This window comes from Maribacter litopenaei, assembly GCF_025244665.1.
Lineage (GTDB): Bacteria > Bacteroidota > Bacteroidia > Flavobacteriales > Flavobacteriaceae > Maribacter > Maribacter litopenaei.
In genome coordinates, this window is record NZ_CP104205.1 from 2,417,679 (window position 1) to 2,436,266 (window position 18,588).

The window sequence follows — 18,588 nt, forward strand, 5'->3', positions numbered from 1 at the left end:
ATTTGGTAGCTACATTAAATTCTGATGGGCCCTTTACAGTTTTTGCACCTACAGATGATGCATTTGTGGCCCTATTGGATTTACTTGGGGATGATTATAATAGTTTGGATGACTTCGACACTATGGAAGAAATGTCCCTATTAAAAGATATCTTATTATTTCATGTAATAACGTCGGAGGTAAAATCTACCGATTTATCGGCTGGAGAAGTACCAACCGCACTGCCAAATAATAGTATCGAAATTATATCCTCCGGAGATATATTTGTAATAGGGGATGCCTCTAGTACTGATGCAAATATTACAGGAGTTGACATCATGGCTTCCAATGGTGTTGCACATACCATAGATAAAGTTTTATTACCTCAAAGTGCCATTGATTTTGTAACACAGCTACAAATGAAGACCATAGTGGAAACCGCAGTGGACACAGATGATTTAAGCTTATTGGTTGATGCCTTGATTCAAGCGGATGCAGGTTTGGTGGAAACCTTGAACGGTAATGGTCCTTTCACGGTTTTTGCCCCTACAAATACCGCCTTTGCCGCATTGTTAGATACCTTAGGTGATGACTATAACAGTCTATCCGATTTTGATACGGAGGAGGAAAAAGACCTTTTAGTCACTATTCTAACTTATCACGTAGTTGCAGGAACAGCCGCGTTCTCCACAAATCTTTCAGATGGTCAGGAAATCGAGACTTTTCAAGGTGAGAATGTAACTGTAATCATAAAGGACGGGACCGTTCATATATCGGATGCAACTGATGAAAACGCTACTGTAGTGATTCCCGATGTGGAAGCTTCCAATGGAGTAGTTCACGTAATTGATAAAGTCTTATTGCCACAAGCAGCTTTAGATGCCTTGACTCCGCCTACTCCAAATATTGTTGAAGCCGCCCAAGCTACCGAAAGCTTGAGTGCTCCGGTATCTGCATTGATACAGTCTGACGCCGGTTTGGTTACTACCTTAAGTGGTGAAGGCCCTTTTACGGTATTCGCGCCAACAAACGAAGCCTTTACCAACTTCTTGAACGACTTGGGACCTAACTACAATAGTCTATCCGACTTCGATACGGAAGAGGAAAAGACCCTATTGGCCAAATTACTTACATATCATGTTGTATCCGGAGCAGCCGTTGCTTCCACCGACTTATCGGATCATCAGGAAATCGCAACTGTACAAGGAGAATCCCTTTTCGCCATTTTAAGTCACGGCGTCCAGATTAGGGACAAATCCCATGTAGATGCCAATGTGACCACACCGGATGTGATGACTAGTAACGGTATTGTTCATATAATAGACAAAGTACTTTTACCGCAGGAAATTATTGATGCACTACATTAAATTATTGGAAACCCAAGTTATAAAAACCTCCTCCCACATGGGGAGGTTTTTCTATTGAATTTTAACAAACATCATTTAATCTACGTTTAGCATACAAGTTAGAACCCTTTACAACTAACTTTTTTTTAATCGAAGTACAATTAACAAATTTACATCCCCAAAACTTACCAAACCAAACCTTAATCAATGGCAAAAGCCTCTACTAAAATTGTAGAGGCTTTTCATTTTGTATTGTTTCAAAAGGTTTATTTCTTTTTTTGAGCTTCGGCCTGTTCCATCATTTCTCTCATCTTTCGCTGAAACTTATTTTCCTTTTTTGGTTTCTTTTTGTTCTCCTGTATTTGTGCATGAATCTTGTCATTATCCAGGATGAAATTCTTGATAACAAGCATAATTCCAATGGTTATCAAATTTGAAACAAAGTAATACAAACTTAAACCACTCGCATAGTTATTAAAGAAAAACAACATCATAAATGGCATTAAGTACATAATGAATTTCATGTTGGGCATGCCAGGTTGTGTTGGCATATTCTGTCCCGTAGTCATCATCATATAAAAGAAAATCGCCACCGAAGCCAAAATAGGGAAAAAGGCTCACGTGGTCTCCATAAAACGGAATGGAAAAGCCTTCAGGAAACTGGTATATAGTATCAAAGGAAGACAAATCATCCGCCCATAAAAATGATTTTTGTCGCAACGCAAAGGATGTTGGGAAAAACATAAACAATGCATAGAAAATAGGCATTTGCAAGAATGCGGGTACACATCCACTCATAGGGCTTACGCCGGCCTTACCATACAATTTCATGGTTTCCTGTTGCTTTTTCATGGCATTGTCCTTGTACTTTTCGTTCAATTCCGCAATTTACTGGTTTTAGAACTTTCATTTTCGCCTGTGACAAGTAGGACTTATAGGTCACCGGAGACATAGCCAGTCTTACCAAAATTGTCATAATGATGATGGCAATACCATATGGAAAGTACGTACTTAACAATGAGTAGAACGGGGTAAATACGTATCTATTTATCCATCCAAAAATTCCCCAACCAAATGGTATGGAATCCACCAAATCCAAATCCTCATATTGGGAAAGTACCTCTAAATCTGTAGGGCCATAATACAAATACATGTTCTTGGTAATTTCGCCCCCTTTTACCTCCAAAGGTAAAACAGACCCATAATTTTTAGTAAACCCAAAGGTCCTACTTTCTTCCTTCACCAGATCTTGGGATTTTAACTCTCCAGATTGGAAGGGCTCGTCGGCGCCTAAAATCGAACTGAAAAAGTGCTGCCTGTAAGATATCCATTTAATGTCCTCCTCGGTTTCGTCATCATCACCACCAGCTGATAGTTTACTAAGTTTTCCATCTTCATGATGATACGTCAAGCGGGTATATCTGTTTTCGTATTCAATACTCTTGGAGTGTCTTATGCCCTTCATCTTCCAATCGAAGGTTACTGGCTTACTACTGTTTAATACCCTATCCAATCCTTGGATCCGCACTGTAAAATCCACCAAATATTCATTGGGTTTCATTTCATATCGATATTCCAAAAATTGATTATTGGAAGTTTTGGCTTTCATAGAAAGTACCTGATTCTCCCCGGATTTTGTTAAAGAAGGTTCAAAATAAAGATCTTTTGTATTTAAGACACGGTTATCAGAAGTGGAAAAATCAATAGAATATGCAGAATTACCGTCCTTCACCAAATAAACCGGAACTGAATCATAGGTAACAAAATTCTTCATTTTAGCTTCCACAACATGACCTCCCTTGTTGCTTATTTCCAAATAAAGAACATCGTTCTCCAAAACGGTGGTTCCCTCTTTTGGGGTTGTAAATCCAAATGCACCTATTTGATTTTTATATCCGGCAACTGCGGTAGAGTCGTTTAAATCAACGGAAGGTGTATCGTCCACAACAATATCTTCAGTTGATTGTTCTTGTGCAGCTGCAGCATCAATTTGTTCCTGCTTAGCCTTTTGGGCCTCAAGTTCTTCGGGAGTAGGCTTGTTTTGATAGAACATGAAAATCAAAATGCCAAAAATCAAGACAAAACCGATAATAGACTTTACATCTAATTTCTTCTCTTCCATTTAATTATAATAAGTATGGTACTAGTTTGGTTTACAGTGAGCAAATATATGCCCATTTACGTAGTTTATGCCATACTGGCATTAGTTTGTGACTTTTTGTGTACTAAAGCGGCCTTTACAAAACCTACAAACAAGGGGTGCGGGTTTGCCACCGTACTTTTATATTCGGGTGATATTGGACTCCAATGAACCAAGGATGATCTTTCAATTCAACAATTTCCACCAAATTGGTTTTAGAATTGATTCCTGATGCTATCAATCCCGCAGCTTCCAAATCTGCCTTATAAGTGTTATTGAATTCATATCTATGGCGATGTCTTTCGGAAATTTCGGTAGCACCATCATAAACTTCTTGGACCAAACTTTCATCCTTTAGTTCGCAATCCCATGCCCCTAGTCTCATGGTACCTCCCTTATTTGTGATTGACTTTTGCTCTTCCATTAGACTGATGACAGGATCTACTGTACTAGGATTCATTTCAGTTGAACTCGCTTCTTTAAGTCCCAATACGTTTCTCGCATATTCAATAACTGCCATTTGCATACCTAGACATATTCCTAAAAAAGGAATTCCATTTGTTCTAGCGTAGTTTACAGCTTTTATTTTTCCTTCGATGCCTCGCTCCCCAAAACCTGGAGCAACCAATATACCATCCAACCCTTTTAGCTTACTTTCAAGATTGTTAGCTGTAATATATTCGGAATGAACGGACCTAACATTTACTTTTACCTCGTTCTTGGCCCCTGCATGTATAAACGCTTCTAAAATAGATTTATAGGAATCCTGAAGTTCTACGTACTTACCTATTAAACCAATAGTTACCTCATTCTTTGGATTTTTATGTCTTTCCAGGAATTCCTTCCAATTGCTCAAGTCAGGTTCATTGGTGTTGGGTAGCGCTAATTTTTGAAGGGTAACGGTATCCAATCCCTCTTCCTGCATTAATATGGGAACATCATAAATTGTAGAAGCATCAATACTTTGAATTACCGCCTCCCTTTTTACATTACAGAAAAGGGCCAATTTATCTTTAATGTCATCGGAAATTTTGTGCTCCGTTCTGCAGACCAATATATCAGCCTTTATACCGCTTTCCATCAAGGTCTTTACTGAATGCTGGGTTGGTTTTGTTTTTAACTCCCCTGCAGCCGATAAATAAGGAACCAAGGTCAAATGGATAACGATGGCATTGTTGTCACCTAACTCCCAAAGCAATTGACGAACCGCTTCTATGTAAGGCAAGGACTCTATATCCCCAACCGTTCCACCTATTTCAGTAATGACGATGTCGTATTCACCACTATTTCCCAGTACTTGAACCCGTTCCTTGATTTCATTGGTAATATGTGGCACTACTTGAACGGTCTTCCCTAAGAATTCCCCTCTTCGCTCTTTATCAATTACACTTTGATAGATCCTCCCCGTGGTAACATTATTTGCCTGAGACGTTCTAACATTCAAAAAGCGTTCATAATGGCCCAAATCTAAATCGGTTTCCGCACCATCATCCGTAACATAACATTCGCCATGTTCGTAGGGGTTGAGTGTACCGGGATCTACATTGATGTAGGGGTCTAATTTTTGAATGGTGGTTTTGTATCCTCTAGACTGTAATAACTTTGCCAAAGATGCGGCAATTATACCCTTTCCGAGTGATGAAGTAACGCCTCCCGTAACGAAGATGTATTTGGTTTGTGCCATTTTTCGATTTCTATGTTACGGGACACAAAGGTACAAATTGAGAATATAACTTATAGACTTTCCCTTGGAAAATGTTTTTGAATTCCCCGAATTAGGGATTCCAAACTATTTGTTTTGATTTCTAGCATAGATCGCAATAATTCACCCAATTTTCCATCAGGAAATCCTTTTTGATGGAACCACACCAAATAAGCTTCGGGCAAATCTACCAAATAGCGACCTTTATATTTTCCATAGGGCATTCGGTAATGAGCCAATTCAATTAAATCTTGGTTATCCGGTTTTAATTCCATTTTTAAATCTAAAAAAATTATCTTTAGGAAATCAACTTTACTAGTAAACATAAAATGGTCCCTAAAAGATCTTAGTTTTAATACAAGGTTTTAATGGACATTGAAAAGAGCTTAAAATACAACAAATGAAAAGACGAGATTTTATAGGTACATCGGCCGCTGCTTCGGTAGGTTTTATGGCATCTGCCAAATCCAATGTTGGAACCAACATTACAGAGAAACCTTTCAAATTGAAGCACAATATTAACCATAGTGCATGTTACTGGTGCTATGGATCTATTCCTTTTGAGGAGTTTTTGCAGGAGCTTAACAAACTGGACATTAGAGCGATTGACCTAGTGGACGCTGAACAATTTCCATTATTAAAAAAATATAACATCCATGCCTCCATGTGCTGGGGTGCCGGTCTAGGTATAGAAAAAGGGTGGAACGACCCACAGTACCATAAGGAACTTATCGAAGATTACAAAAGGGTAATCCCATTGGTGGCCGAAGGTGGTTACACCAATCTTATTTGCTTTAGCGGTAACAGAAATGGCATGAACGACATGGTAGGGCTAAGAAACTGTGCCAAGGCCCTAAAGGAAATTATTCCCATGGCCGAAGAATATGGCGTGGTTATTCAAATGGAGCTCTTGAATAGTAAGGTAAACCATAAGGATTATATGTGTGACACGAGCGAATGGGGTGTATCCCTTTGTGAGACCATTGGTTCGGACAATTTTAAATTGCTTTATGATATTTACCATATGCAAATTATGGAAGGTGATATTATTAGAAACATTCAAGACTATCATCAATATTACGGTCATTACCATACTGGAGGGAATCCAGGAAGACACGAGATAGATGAGACCCAAGAAATTTTTTATCCGGCAGTCATGAAGGCTATTCCGGAGACCGGATACACCGGTCATGTGGCTCAGGAATTTGTGCCCAGTTGGGAAGATAAAATCGCCGCCTTAAAACAAGGAGTTACCATCTGCGACGTTTAGAATATTTATTATCAGCACATTGATAGGCCCTTTTCACAAGAAAAGGGCCTTTTTTTCGTTCTTACCTCATTGACAAAGGAAATTCACTGTACAATCTACCCATTTCTCAAAATATGAAAAAAGCTTATTTGTGCTTGGCAACGGTTTCATTGCTTATTTGTAATAGTTGTGTAAAACAGGTAAAAGATGCATTTGATGAAACAACCCAAGCATTGACTTGTGCCAATCTCGTGCAAGAATTTGAGGATACCAACGAGGCCAATCCAGATAGAAGCTGTTCGGCTATACTGGCCGATATTAACGACATAGAAGATTCTTGCTCCGTGTATTTATCTGAAAGTACCAAACAGTCATTTGCCGAACTGAGATCAGCATGTACAGGAAACTAAGAACTTTTGTCAGCTTCTAGCAACCTATCTATATGCTTTTGCCAAAGTTTTTGTTTTTCAATATTCCTGGAAAAATCCGTTTCAATATCATATCCCCTTTGAAAATCATCCAATTCTTTTAAAATACGCTGGTATAATACCCTAACCTCTTGTTTGATATTATCCGTGAATTTTGTTTTGGACATTTCCTCATCCATTTTTCGGGCGAAAATTTCGGAAATATCAAAATGCAATTGCTCGTGTAATAAAGTTACTTCGTTGCATAAGGCTGGTCTATACCATGACTTGGTAGGATAAAAAAACGCTTCAACCTTATAATCCACTTTCATATCCCCATTTTCACGTCGCGAAGAAAAACTATAACTTATCCCACTTGCAGTGGTAGCCGCAGCCCTAGCCATGTGAGGAACTTCTCCTTTGAAATCCTTCCATTTCAATCTAAAATTGGGAGACCATGGAATTTCTTCCTGTGCCTTTATATTGGTACTATAAATGGATAGCAATAATGAAAGACCAACTATGTACTTTGAAATTCCCAATAGTATCCGAGGGTTTAATGAGGTAAAAAATGTTATTTACCTACCATGAATATGCTATTCCAATTGCTTTATATACATATTATCATAGCCCATGATATACGAGGCCTTATTGAAATATCCTGAAGAAATGTCCTTCTCATAGTCAAACTTACTTCCACTGTATTGCGTTTCCCCTATAAACTTGGAAACATCCAATAAATCGTTCCTATAGGCCAATTTAAGTAGTAGATCGAATGTTACATCAAAACCTCTCACGGCAAACCTATCCGGTACATCTCCAAATCTTGCCTTGTACCTTCTTTCGAAGGAGTCTGAGGGAGCCTCCCTGTAAACCGACGGATACGTAAACCTGAGGTTGGATAGGTGGGTACTAGAAATAACGTCGTTATCAAAGGCGTTATTCTTGTCCGTGGTAAACATTCTAACTTGAATCTTTTCGGCTTTTGGATCCTCTATATCCAAAACGGAGTTATGAAAAGAATTCAAAATGGACACTACACTGGAAATTAATTTGAAATTATCGGATTCTACAAAAACCCAGTTCTCGGTATCCTCTGACAGCTGAAGTTCCAATTTATCTCTATTGATACCAATATTCTCTTCTTCCTCCTTGACTGCAAGTATTTTAGCGAAAGGGAATTGGCTTAAGATAGAATCCTTAACAGCTCCATTTTTTGCATCGGCAATAATGATAATATTTTGTTCCTCGCGTTTTTCCAAAACATATTTTAGCACGTGTTCCCGCAAGGTTTCTTCGGGTGTGTATGAGAAAAATACGTTTCCTAAACTTATATCGCTCTTTGCCGGTACAGGTGCTATAACAGGCAAATTATAGCTTGCTGCTTGTGTAGATGCCTCTTTTAGGGACAATACATCCAAGGGCCCAAAAATAGCGTTGAAAGATCCTAAATTTTCCCTTTGCAGGATTTCCTTGGTTCTTTGAAGGTCCAAACGATTATCAAATGTTTTGACATCTACTGAAACCCCCAAGGATTTTATGGAGTCCAAAGCCACTAAAGCTCCGAATACAAACCAAGGCTATATTTTAGACTGTTTCTATTTTCTATGGTCCATTCAACTGTTTCAGCATCATTAAGGTCTAATTTATCCAACCTAAAGGGCAGAAGAAACATAATCTTGGGTTTATTTTCCACATTAATGCTGTCCATTAAATTGATTTTGTCCAACACCAAGGAGTTCCTTACTTCAAAATCACCCACTTGATTTTTGGGCAATTTAAGGACCATACCTGCTTTTAGCCCATCCTTAAGTTCAGGGTTAAGCTTAATCAATTCTTCCCAGCCCATACCAAACTTACGTGTTAATCGAAACTCGTTTTGCTTGGGTTTTACCTCATAAAAAATATAGTTGTCCGTATTAATTTCTCCAGGATCCAATTTCCTCTCGGGCAGACGTATTACCATACCTTCCTTTAGCCCGCCCCGCTCGGTAATCTCCGGGTTCAATCGTACCACCTCATCGGACTTAACTCCAAATTCCCTTTCAAGCCTATAAAAATTCATTTTAGCCGGAACCGTATAAGAGGTATACAATTCGGTCTCCTGATTTTCCACGGTTGAACCAGCTCTTTTTGGGAGTAACAATTCATACCCTTCCTGCAAATAATTTGTGGTTTTGGAAAGTGAAGGGTTCAACACCAACATACTATCAATGGTAATACCATATTTATTGGCAATACTCCAGCGCGTCTCTTTAGGCGCAACTATATATTTTTCAAAAGCATCAATGTCGATTGCACCCTGAATTTCCTCTTGGGGCTTATATTTAGGGATTCTAATGACCATTTTCCGATCAAGTTGAGAAGAGTAAAGCTCTTTGTTAAACTTCTTTATCTCTTCTTCGGTAACTCCATATTGTTTTGAAATGCCATATAGGGTTTCTCTCTTTTTCACTTTATGTTCTACAAAGCCAATTGGTTCCCGTTTAACAACGGAGTCGTTCATTATCCTATTGACCAATTCCGCTACCTCCCCATCTACTTGATTGTTATTTTCTTTTCTACTTTCATTATCCTTTATCACATTTCCATTAGCACTAGGAATCACCAATATGGTGTTGATACTCAAGGATTCTCCTTTTTTAAGTTCTTTGTTATATTTAAGAATGTCCTCTTGGGAGACACCATATTTTTTGGCAATGCTATACAACGTCTCATTCTGCTTTACTGAATGGGTCGTAAATTTTTGTCCTAAGGCCTTACAACCCAAAAACATACTAAAGCAAACCGTTAGAAAAACCTTGACAAATCGTTTCATATTTATTCCCATTCTATGGTCGCCGGCGGTTTAGAGCTTATATCATACACTACCCTATTTACGCCAGGCACTTTATTTATAATATCATTCGAGGTTTTTTGCAAAAACTCATAGGGTAAATTTACCCAATCTGCGGTCATACCGTCAGTACTTTCAACCGCTCTTAGGGCAACGCACTTTTCATAAGTGCGTTCATCTCCCATGACCCCTACACTATTTACGGGCAAAAGCATTGCTCCGGCCTGCCAAACCTGGTCATATAGTCCCCAATCTTTTAATCCTTGAATAAAAATATGATCCACCTCCTGTAAAATGGCTACTTTTTCCCTCGTGATGTCTCCTAAAATACGAATGGCCGGACCAGATCCGGGGAAAGGATGCCTTCCTAAAAGATTTGGTTCCAATCCCATACTTTTACCAACCCTTCTAACCTCATCCTTAAAAAGCATTTTCAAAGGCTCCACCACTTTCAGCTTCATAAAGTCCGGTAACCCCCCAACATTATGATGACTTTTTATAGTTGCCGAAGGCCCACCTGTTGCGGAAACCGATTCAATGACATCCGGATAAATGGTTCCTTGAGCCAACCACTTTGCATTTTCAACCTTATGTGCCTCGTCATCAAAAACTTCTATAAAAACCCTACCAATGGTCTTTCGCTTCTTTTCAGGGTCACTTTCCCCCTCCAGTGCATCCAAAAAACGTGCCGAAGCATCCACTCCTTTTACGTTTAGCCCCATATCCTTGTACTGATGCAGCACATCATCAAATTCGTTTTTTCTGAGCAAACCGTTATTTACAAAAATACAATGCAGATTATCGCCTATGGCTTTATTTAAGAGTACCGCCGCTACTGATGAATCCACACCTCCGGAAAGTCCCGAATGACTTTCTCATCACCAATTTTTGCCTTTAGTTCGGCCACGGTCGTCTCCACAAACGCATCTCGGTGTCCATGTTTGTTCTACTTTAGCAATATGTACTAAAAAATTTTCCAAGATTTGTTTTCCATCCGTTGAATGATACACTACGGGTGGAATTGTATGCCATAAGTATCCTCCCCTATAAACTTAAACGCAGCATTTTCAACATCGTATGTGCTGGCCAATAAAATTGAGTTATCGGGAAGATTTTTAATCGTATCGGCATGGCTCATCCAAACTTGGCTGCCCACCTCAATATCATTTAAAAATGGGTCTTCTTCATATAGTTTGGCCAACTTGGCCCTCCCATACTCCCGGGTATTTGATTTTTCAACATTACCCCCATTAAAATGGGCTAAATACTGGGCACCATAACAAACTCCCGTAAGAGGTTTTTTTCCTTTTATATTGCTAAGGTCCGGGTGCGGAGCATCCCCAGCCCTTACCGAATGAGGCGAACCCGAAAGAATTACAGCCTTGTATTCGGATAAATCACCTGGTAACTTATTGTAAGGTTTTATTTCACAGAAAATATTTAACTCCCTAACCCTTCCGGCGATGAGTTGTGTGTATTGGGAACCAAAATCGAGAATCAGAACATTATTTTGCATGGGCAAAAATAGCAATTTGAAGTTTTTTGAAAACTATCTTTTGGTATATTTATCATAATTTAAAAACATTTGTTTTGAAACATATTTCGGCAATTATTTTTGGAGCTGCCATAGTGATTGCAGCCTTTTTCTTGGGGAATGCCTATGTAAAACGTGCGAATCCTCCACAGATAATTTCAGTTACCGGTTTGGGCAATGAAAACTTCACCTCGGACCTTATTGTTTGGGAAGGTCAATTTTCTACCACCAATACAGATTTAAAATCGGCCTTTGACCAATTGAACAATGATAAGGGAATAGTAAAAGAGTATCTTACCTCTAAGGGTATCAATGATGAACAGATTATCTTCAACAGTGTTCAAACAATGGAACAAAGAGACAATAAGTATGAGAACGGAAATTACGTTGGAAGTATTTTCAGAGGTTATCAACTTACCCAAACTGTTAAAATTGAATCCCAAAATGTAGGTTTGGTAGAAAATGTTTCAAGAGAGATAACGGAGTTATTAAATAAGGGGGTTCAATTTAATTCCTATCCACCTCGATATTATTACACCAAGTTGGCAGATTTAAAAATCGAAATGATATCTAAGGCTACTGAAGATGCAAGATTGAGAGCAGAAAAAATCGCCGAAAATTCGGGAGTAATCTCGGTGATTTAGTATCGGCCAAAATGGGTGTTTTTCAAATTACAGGTCAAAATTCCGGAGAGGATTATTCATGGGGAGGAGCCTATAACACGGACTCAAAAAACAAGACCGCTTCCATAACCATGCGATTGGACTACAAAGTGAATTGATTTAACTTACACTTAATATAAATATGCGCAATATACTGGTTTAAAATAAATTAACCTAATTCCTACAAATACATTTAATTATAACACACGATAAAACAAAAGCCCGGCGAATGCCGGGCTTTTTCAACCAACCTAACTGGAATACACTTCTGAAAAATTTCTTTTTCATAGCACTTTGCATTCCTCTTTATTTAGTCGAAAAAAATTCCAAACCTTACGGTTAAAAAAGAAAAGCTCGGGAACCACCCCGAGCTTACTAATTAAAATCAAAAACCAACCTAAAAATGATTCATCAACTAAATGTTCTTTTTCATAGCAATTTGTATATATAACAACCAACTCATAAAATACCCTACCTTGTTTTTGTATTTTTATAAATAAAATGATGGATATTTTTTGGAACGAACTTCAAGAAGAGCTTAAAAGGGGTACTACAGAGAAAAGACATCCTTTTAGGTTTGGCACATTTGGAACCGTAGGAATTGATAAGTTACCAAGATTGCGGACTATAGTCCTTAGGCATGTATATGAAAATGGATATCTTAGTTTTTATACTGACAAGCGTTCGAAGAAGGTGATTCATATAACTGAGAACCCTAACGTTAGTCTTCTTTTCTATCATCCTGAAAAACTTTTACAAGTAAAAATTGAAGGGCTTGCTTCCATAGTAACCGATGAGCACAAACTTCAGACCATGTGGAGGGATATTCCCGAAAGTAACAAGAAGGATTATACAACTGATAACGCTCCGGGAAGCACTTTAAAAAATCCGGATAATTTGGAATATTTGACTGGTGACCATTTCTTCTGTATGATTGAGATAGAACCTTTTAGAATTGAATACTTGAAGTTAAAAAGGCCTCACCACATTAGAGTGGCATATGCAAAGGAAGATAACTGGAAAGGTGAATTCTTAGTGCCTTAATTTTGCTTTATTCCATACTTTTTAAAATTTCCTCAATATCATTTTTTGTCGTATCGGGATTAATAAAGCAAAATCTGGATACCGTTTCATGGCCATTGGGAGATTTCCATTTTGTAGGGGTAACCAGCGCAAAACCGGATTCATGGTTTTTATAGGTCCAATTCCTATAATCCTCCGCAGACCAACCAATCCTACGAAATAGCACGCAGGATAGACTTGGTTCCCTTACCAGTTCCGTCAATGGGTTTTTCTCAATGAGCTCCCCAGCCATTTGGGCCAGTTGTATCCCCTGTTCCACGGCCCATTCATATTTTTCAGTCCCGTGTGTCGCCAAAGAAAACCATAATGGAAGACCCCTAAGCCTTCGGTCAATTGAATTTGATAGTCTGAAGGGTTGAACCCAAAGGCCCCTTCATCCTTGAATATTTCCAAATAACTTCCTTCTTGGGCATGTGCTTCTTTTGCCTCCTCAGGATTTTTGTAAATAACCGCACCACAATCGTAAGGGGAAAACAACCATTTGTGTGGATCTATGGTAACACTATCAGCCTTTTCTATCCCTTTGAAAAGATGCCTAACGGTTTTTGAAGCCAACGCACCCCCGCCATAGGCCGCATCCACATGAAACCAAATTTTATGGGTAATGCAGAAATCCGCTATCCCATCAAGATCATCAATAATACCCGCATTCGTTGTCCCCCCGGTCCCCACTATGGCAAAGACCCTTTCTTGTTCAGTTGTTGAAAGATTTCCGTAGAACCTGCCCAATGCCTGTTGAGTCATTGCGTCTTCCGACTCAACTAATAATACATCGGCATCTATCACTTTTGCCATGGCCTTAATGGATGAGTGTGCCCCAATAGATGTAATTAACAATCCTTTTTGATTTATGTTTTTGGGATCTCTTCTCCATTTTTCCCTTGCCGTTACTATAGCCGATAAATTTGCGGCAGTTCCTCCACTAGTAAACACACCAAATGCAGGTTCAGGCATGCCAGTCAAGGAAACCAACCATTTCATGGCCTCATTTTCGCAGAATATGCCTCCAGCACCCTCCATCCAATAGGCCCCATGGATACTGGATGCCGAAGTCACCAAATCAAACAGTATAGCCGCCCTAGTGGGAGCGGCAGGCACAAAAGCCAAATGCCGTGGATGATCAATAGGAACCGTTGCCTTTACCAATACCTGACGAAATAGCTCAAAGGCCTTCTCGCCTCCAATTCGAGAATCAGTTACCGTTTCACCAACCAATTTCCGAAGTTCGGCCTCGGATTTTGGCTTACCTAACTCCTGGATTGGTCTGTGTAATTCTATTTATGGCAAACTTGACCACGTCCAAGGTCATCTCGACCATGTCAATATCAATATCGTGCATTATTACGATTTTTGAATTTCCCGTATTTATTTTCGGGGCCTTAGTTTCCGATTCTTTTAGGAGATACTAATCAATCGATTGTAATCACCATAAATTTTAAATCCAAAGGATTCAAATGTTTCAACAGCATAGGAATCAATTCTCCCCCATATTCAATATATAGTTCAGAAAAATTTAACTGCCGTTCCTGTAATGAGTGGCCAGGAAATAACTGGTTTTGAATTTCGGTCAACCGAACCACGTGGTCTTCCAATTTTCTTTTTTGTGCTTTTAGCAGTCTTTTTTCAAGATTTTCCGAGACCTTTCTTTTGTTTTACCTCTTGGGCCTCAACCGCTCCTAGAAAAGACTTGTCCGTTTGTTGGGCAAGTTCGTACAGTCCCTTAAACTGGTCTTCCAAAAACTTTTTTTGCGGTGAAAAATCAATATCAATATTAGAAACCTCTCGTATCTTTTTATTGATCAAGCTATGTTGTTTCAAAAAAATATCCTCAAGACTAATGTTTAGCTTCTCCAACTTTTCATTCTGCTTTTCGGTAATTATCAAAACCGAATTACGCAGTAACAAGATTGGGAATGTAACCTTCATGGCGTCGAAAGAAGATTTTAACTGTAACCAATATGCCAATTCCCCTCCTCCACCTATATAGCATAGATTAGGCAAAATTACTTCCTGATATAGGGGCCTTGCCACTACATTTGGTGAAAATCGCTCAGGATACTGCTTCAATTCCTCTAGCAATTCCTGTTTTGTAAATGATATTTGGGTGTCGTTTACAAAGTAATGACCATCCCTTTCCACAATTCGTTCCCTGACACCATCCTTTAGATAGAAGTAGTTGATTTCCCTTGGATTTACTTGGATACCATAATCAGAATTTAGTTGCTGTATTTCCTCAATTTTATTCGATACGGATTGAAAAGAAACTTGATCGAAAATGTCCTTTTGAACATAGGGAACTAGAAGTTCTTTTAAGCTTCGGTCGTCCCCATCAACAATAACCAGTCCTTCGTCTTTGAAAAGTTCGTTGGCCAAAAATCGGGTTGCCTTTGTCAAATTGTTATGTGTCAGGTATGCTTCGGTGAAAAGCTTCTTTAAGTAGGTGGCGTTTTTACTGCCTCCAATGGTATTGGAAAAAATCCCGAACACTTCGTCCAATCCATCCGTGGAAAGATGACCAACTGCTCCTGATGCATTTTTATTCCATTGTATCTTTTTTCCCTTAAAACTGAAGTAGTTAATTTCCTCAAAATCATGGTCTTCCGTAGCCATCCAATAGACTGGAACAAAACTGCAATTGCTATATTTCTCCTTTAAAACTTTGGCCAAGTTTATAGTAGATACAATTTTGTACAAAAAATATAGGGATCCAGTAAATAAATTTAGTTGGTGCCCCGTAGTTACGGTAAAAGTATCTTTAGAATCAAGGGCCTGAATGTTTTCAGCAGTGACATCGGATACGTCCGAGACCTTCATATTGGTTTTTTAAAGACTTGACCAAAGTGTGTCTATTGGCCATGGAAAAACTTTCCTTTTTCTCCTTTATTTGTGCTTCAAAATTTTCCAGTTTGGGAAATCGATTGTATAGGGTTTCAAGTGCTTCTTTTTCCTCTATGTAATCACAGATCAAATCAGAAAAGTACCCTGTTTTTCGAAAAGGCAAACAATCAATATCCATATAAAAATGTTAATCTCCGTAAATATAAAACACTCCTAACTTTCAGTTCCTAAAAATACGTTAATTAGCCCAGATGAAATTGATTATATATTCGTCGAAAACCCCATTTTACGTGATAAAATTTATCAATAATTTGGTAGATTTGAGTCTTTTGGACACCTTATTTAAATTAAATGAAAAAATTTTTACCTACTCTATTATTTGTTCTTCCCTTCGTGGTAATCGCACAGCTGAAATCACCCTCAGAATTTTTGGGATATGAATTGGGCACACAGTTTACCGAGACATCACCAAGTAGTAGACTATTATCAATACTTGGCACAGCAAGAACCTAATAGGATGAAATTGGAACAATACGGGGAAACCAACGAAAGAAGACCTCTATTTCACGGCTTATATTTCCACAGAATCCAACATGGCCAATTTGGAGGAAATTAGAACAGAACACCTAAACAATATACAGGGTCAAAGCTCTCCCTCCAAAGCCATTGTTTGGCTGAGCTACAATGTTCACGGGAACGAAAGTGTAAGCACGGAAGCTTCTATGCAGACCATTTATGACCTGTTGACCACTAAAAAGGAGTACTTGGAAAATCTCGTGGTAATTATGGATCCCTGCATCAATCCTGATGGAAGGGACCGGTATGTAAACTGGTACAATCAATATAAAAACACACCTTTTAATGTGAATCCTAACAGCAAGGAACATCATGAAGGGTGGTGGAGTGGCAGAAGTAATCACTATATGTTCGATTTGAACAGGGACTGGGCCTGGCTTACCCAAGTGGAAAGTCAGCAACGATTAAAGCAGTATAATAAATGGTTACCCCATGTGCATGTGGATTTCCATGAACAAGGTGTGGACAATCCATATTATTTTGCTCCAGCTGCGGAACCATTTCATGAAGTAATTACGGATTTCCAAAGGGAATTTCAGGAAACCATCGGTAAAAACCATGCGAAATATTTTGATGCCAACGGCTGGTTTTATTTTACCAAAGAGGTTTTTGACCTACTCTACCCAAGCTATGGAGATACCTACCCAACCTACAATGGAGGTATTGGAATGACATATGAACAAGGAGGCAGTGGACGTGCAGGGTTGGGAATAATTACCAGTATTGGCGATACGCTTACTCTTAAGGATCGTATAGCACATCATCATACGACCGGACTTTCAACTGTGGAGGTGGCAAGTAATAATGTGGAAAGATTAAATACGGAATTCAAGAAATTCTACCAGCAAAAGAATTTTAGGCATCAAAATTATATCCTCAACGGAAATGCAGATAAATTAGAAGCTTTGACAAAATTATTAGATCAACATGAGATTGAATATGGCTCGGGAAACAATGATACTTATCGGGGATTTAATTATTCCAACTCTAAATCTGGTTCTTTAAGAGCTTCTAAAAACAGTCTGATTGTATCAACGGATCAGACCAAAGGAACCCTAGTAAAAGTATTGTTTGAACCCAACGCCAAACTTAGCGATTCTGTTACCTATGACATAACCGCTTGGTCATTGCCATATGCCTATGGCTTGGACGCCTTGGCAACGGAAAGCAATATTCAAAAAGTACCCTACCAAACTTCGAATGAAAATATTGGTATTTCGTCACCTAATAACTATGCCTATCTAGCAGATTGGAACAGCATGAAAGACGCTAAATTTTTAGCGGAACTTTTGAACAATAAAATTCGTGTAAGATATGCCCAAAAACCTTTTAGTCTTGACGGTATCAATTATGATAGGGGAAGTCTTATAGTTATTAGGGCCGACAATAAGAATGTAGAGAACTTCACTGAAATATTGGATAATGCTTCCAAAAAATTCTCCAAAAGACTTACCCCTGCCAATACTGGATTTGTAGATGGGGGCAAGGATTTTGGATCTCGCTATGTTGAAGTACTTCAAGAACTTAAAATAGCAGTGTTATCCGGTGAGCCTACTTCTACTTTGAGGTTTGGCGAAATTTGGCATTTCTTTGAACAGCAATTGAATTATCCAATTTCCGTTCTCGGACGAGAATTATTTTAACCGGGTTGACCTTTCAGGATATGATATTCTTATTCTACCTGATGGGTGGGGCTATGGTAGTTTTTTAAATGAAAAAGTAGCTGAGAAAATAAAAGACTGGGTAAGGCAGGGAGGTAAGTTGATTGCAATGGGAGGTGCGGTAGATGGACTTGCAAAGCAAAAAGGCTTTGGAATAAAGGAAAAAGAGCAAAAAAAAGATACTACCACCAACCTTCAGGCATTTGACACCTCTGAGAGAGAATACATAAAGTCAGCTATCACAGGCGCTATTTTTAAGACCACTGTTGATACCACAAATCCTTTGGCGTACGGATATGAAGAACCATACTTTACACTCAAACTGGGAGATCGCGCCTACAATTATTTGGATGGCGGCAATGCGGTTTATTTGTCCGAAGGTCAAAACATTCCTGTTTCAGGTTTTGCAGGGAGCGAGGCTAAAAAGAAGATTGCCGAGACCTTGATTTTTGGTACGGAAAGAATGGGAAGAGGCCATGTGATTTATATGATAGACAACCCATTATTTCGCGGGTTTTGGGAAAATGGAAAACTGTTTTTTGCCAATGCTCTTTTTATGGTCAATTAGTCTGAAA

Annotated in this window: 10 protein-coding genes and 6 pseudogenes; 6 read left to right on the plus strand and 10 right to left on the minus strand. The window is 38.7% G+C overall.

Annotated features, from left to right (window positions below; genetic code table 11):
- The first annotated feature begins 2 nt into the window (after window positions 1–2).
- Window positions 3–1,346, plus strand: a complete 1,344-nt coding sequence (locus NYZ99_RS13135; RefSeq protein WP_260571589.1) for a fasciclin domain-containing protein — start codon at window positions 3–5, stop codon at window positions 1,344–1,346.
- Window positions 1,347–1,591: 245 nt separating this feature from the next.
- Here NYZ99_RS13135 and yidC read toward each other — a convergent pair.
- The 3 genes and pseudogenes from yidC to NYZ99_RS13150 all read right to left on the minus strand — a co-directional run bounded on the left by yidC (window position 1,592) and on the right by NYZ99_RS13150 (window position 5,442).
- Window positions 1,592–3,447, minus strand: a pseudogene (yidC, locus tag NYZ99_RS13140) (membrane protein insertase YidC).
- Window positions 3,448–3,512: 65 nt separating this feature from the next.
- Window positions 3,513–5,149 (minus strand): annotated as a pseudogene (locus NYZ99_RS13145) (CTP synthase).
- Between the two features lie 50 nt (window positions 5,150–5,199).
- Complete coding sequence (locus NYZ99_RS13150) at window positions 5,200–5,442, minus strand: DUF3820 family protein (protein WP_260571590.1); 243 nt, start codon at window positions 5,440–5,442, stop codon at window positions 5,200–5,202.
- A gap of 125 nt (window positions 5,443–5,567) precedes the next feature.
- On the opposite strand from NYZ99_RS13150, the gene NYZ99_RS13155 reads away from it, so the two are divergent.
- Complete coding sequence (locus NYZ99_RS13155) at window positions 5,568–6,437, plus strand: hydroxypyruvate isomerase family protein (RefSeq protein WP_260571592.1); 870 nt, start codon at window positions 5,568–5,570, stop codon at window positions 6,435–6,437.
- Window positions 6,438–6,550: 113 nt separating this feature from the next.
- Window positions 6,551–6,826 (plus strand): hypothetical protein, encoded by a 276-nt coding sequence (locus NYZ99_RS13160; RefSeq protein WP_260571593.1) that lies wholly within the window; start codon window positions 6,551–6,553, stop codon window positions 6,824–6,826.
- On the opposite strand, the gene NYZ99_RS13165 is transcribed toward NYZ99_RS13160, so the two are convergent.
- The 4 genes and pseudogenes from NYZ99_RS13165 to guaA form a co-directional block, all read right to left on the minus strand.
- Entirely contained in the window at window positions 6,823–7,365 is a 543-nt protein-coding gene (locus NYZ99_RS13165; protein WP_260571594.1) for a DUF922 domain-containing Zn-dependent protease, read from the minus strand. The two genes, NYZ99_RS13160 and NYZ99_RS13165, sit on opposite strands and share 4 nt — an antisense overlap.
- Before the next feature lie 54 nt (window positions 7,366–7,419).
- A complete protein-coding gene (locus NYZ99_RS13170; RefSeq protein WP_260571595.1) occupies window positions 7,420–8,373 on the minus strand; it encodes a type 1 periplasmic-binding domain-containing protein in 954 nt (317 codons plus the stop codon).
- Between the two features lie 5 nt (window positions 8,374–8,378).
- Window positions 8,379–9,641: a LysM peptidoglycan-binding domain-containing protein gene (locus NYZ99_RS13175; RefSeq protein ID WP_260571596.1), complete on the minus strand. Its 1,263-nt coding sequence runs from the start codon at window positions 9,639–9,641 to the stop codon at window positions 8,379–8,381.
- A 2-nt stretch (window positions 9,642–9,643) separates the two neighbouring features.
- Window positions 9,644–11,175, minus strand: a pseudogene (gene guaA / locus NYZ99_RS13180) (glutamine-hydrolyzing GMP synthase).
- 74 nt (window positions 11,176–11,249) lie between these two features.
- On the opposite strand from guaA, the pseudogene NYZ99_RS13185 reads away from it, so the two are divergent.
- Window positions 11,250–11,974 (plus strand): annotated as a pseudogene (locus tag NYZ99_RS13185) (SIMPL domain-containing protein).
- A 382-nt stretch (window positions 11,975–12,356) separates the two neighbouring features.
- Window positions 12,357–12,899, plus strand: coding sequence for a pyridoxamine 5'-phosphate oxidase family protein (locus tag NYZ99_RS13190; protein ID WP_260571598.1), 543 nt, complete (start codon window positions 12,357–12,359; stop codon window positions 12,897–12,899).
- A 7-nt stretch (window positions 12,900–12,906) separates the two neighbouring features.
- On the opposite strand, the gene NYZ99_RS13195 is transcribed toward NYZ99_RS13190, so the two are convergent.
- From NYZ99_RS13195 to bshC, 3 genes and pseudogenes are all read right to left on the minus strand, one after another.
- Window positions 12,907–13,170 (minus strand): hypothetical protein, encoded by a 264-nt coding sequence (locus tag NYZ99_RS13195; RefSeq protein ID WP_338039006.1) that lies wholly within the window; start codon window positions 13,168–13,170, stop codon window positions 12,907–12,909.
- A complete protein-coding gene (locus NYZ99_RS13200; protein ID WP_260571602.1) occupies window positions 13,137–14,153 on the minus strand; it encodes a pyridoxal phosphate-dependent decarboxylase family protein in 1,017 nt (338 codons plus the stop codon). Before NYZ99_RS13200 ends, NYZ99_RS13195 begins: the two co-directional genes overlap by 34 nt.
- Before the next feature lie 194 nt (window positions 14,154–14,347).
- A pseudogene (gene bshC, locus NYZ99_RS13205) lies at window positions 14,348–15,954 on the minus strand (bacillithiol biosynthesis cysteine-adding enzyme BshC).
- A 173-nt stretch (window positions 15,955–16,127) separates the two neighbouring features.
- Here bshC and NYZ99_RS13210 point away from each other — a divergent pair.
- A pseudogene (locus NYZ99_RS13210) lies at window positions 16,128–18,581 on the plus strand (M14 family metallopeptidase).
- The last annotated feature ends 7 nt before the right edge of the window (window positions 18,582–18,588 follow it).

Coding starts and splice junctions, on each gene's coding strand:
- NYZ99_RS13150 (WP_260571590.1), bottom strand. CDS start 5,442: ATGGAATTAAAACCGGATAACCAAGATTTAATTGAATTGGCTCATTAC.
- NYZ99_RS13155 (WP_260571592.1), top strand. CDS start 5,568: ATGAAAAGACGAGATTTTATAGGTACATCGGCCGCTGCTTCGGTAGGT.
- NYZ99_RS13160 (WP_260571593.1), top strand. CDS start 6,551: ATGAAAAAAGCTTATTTGTGCTTGGCAACGGTTTCATTGCTTATTTGT.
- NYZ99_RS13175 (WP_260571596.1), bottom strand. CDS start 9,641: ATGAAACGATTTGTCAAGGTTTTTCTAACGGTTTGCTTTAGTATGTTT.
- NYZ99_RS13190 (WP_260571598.1), top strand. CDS start 12,357: ATGATGGATATTTTTTGGAACGAACTTCAAGAAGAGCTTAAAAGGGGT.
- NYZ99_RS13195 (WP_338039006.1), bottom strand. CDS start 13,170: ATGGCTGGGGAGCTCATTGAGAAAAACCCATTGACGGAACTGGTAAGG.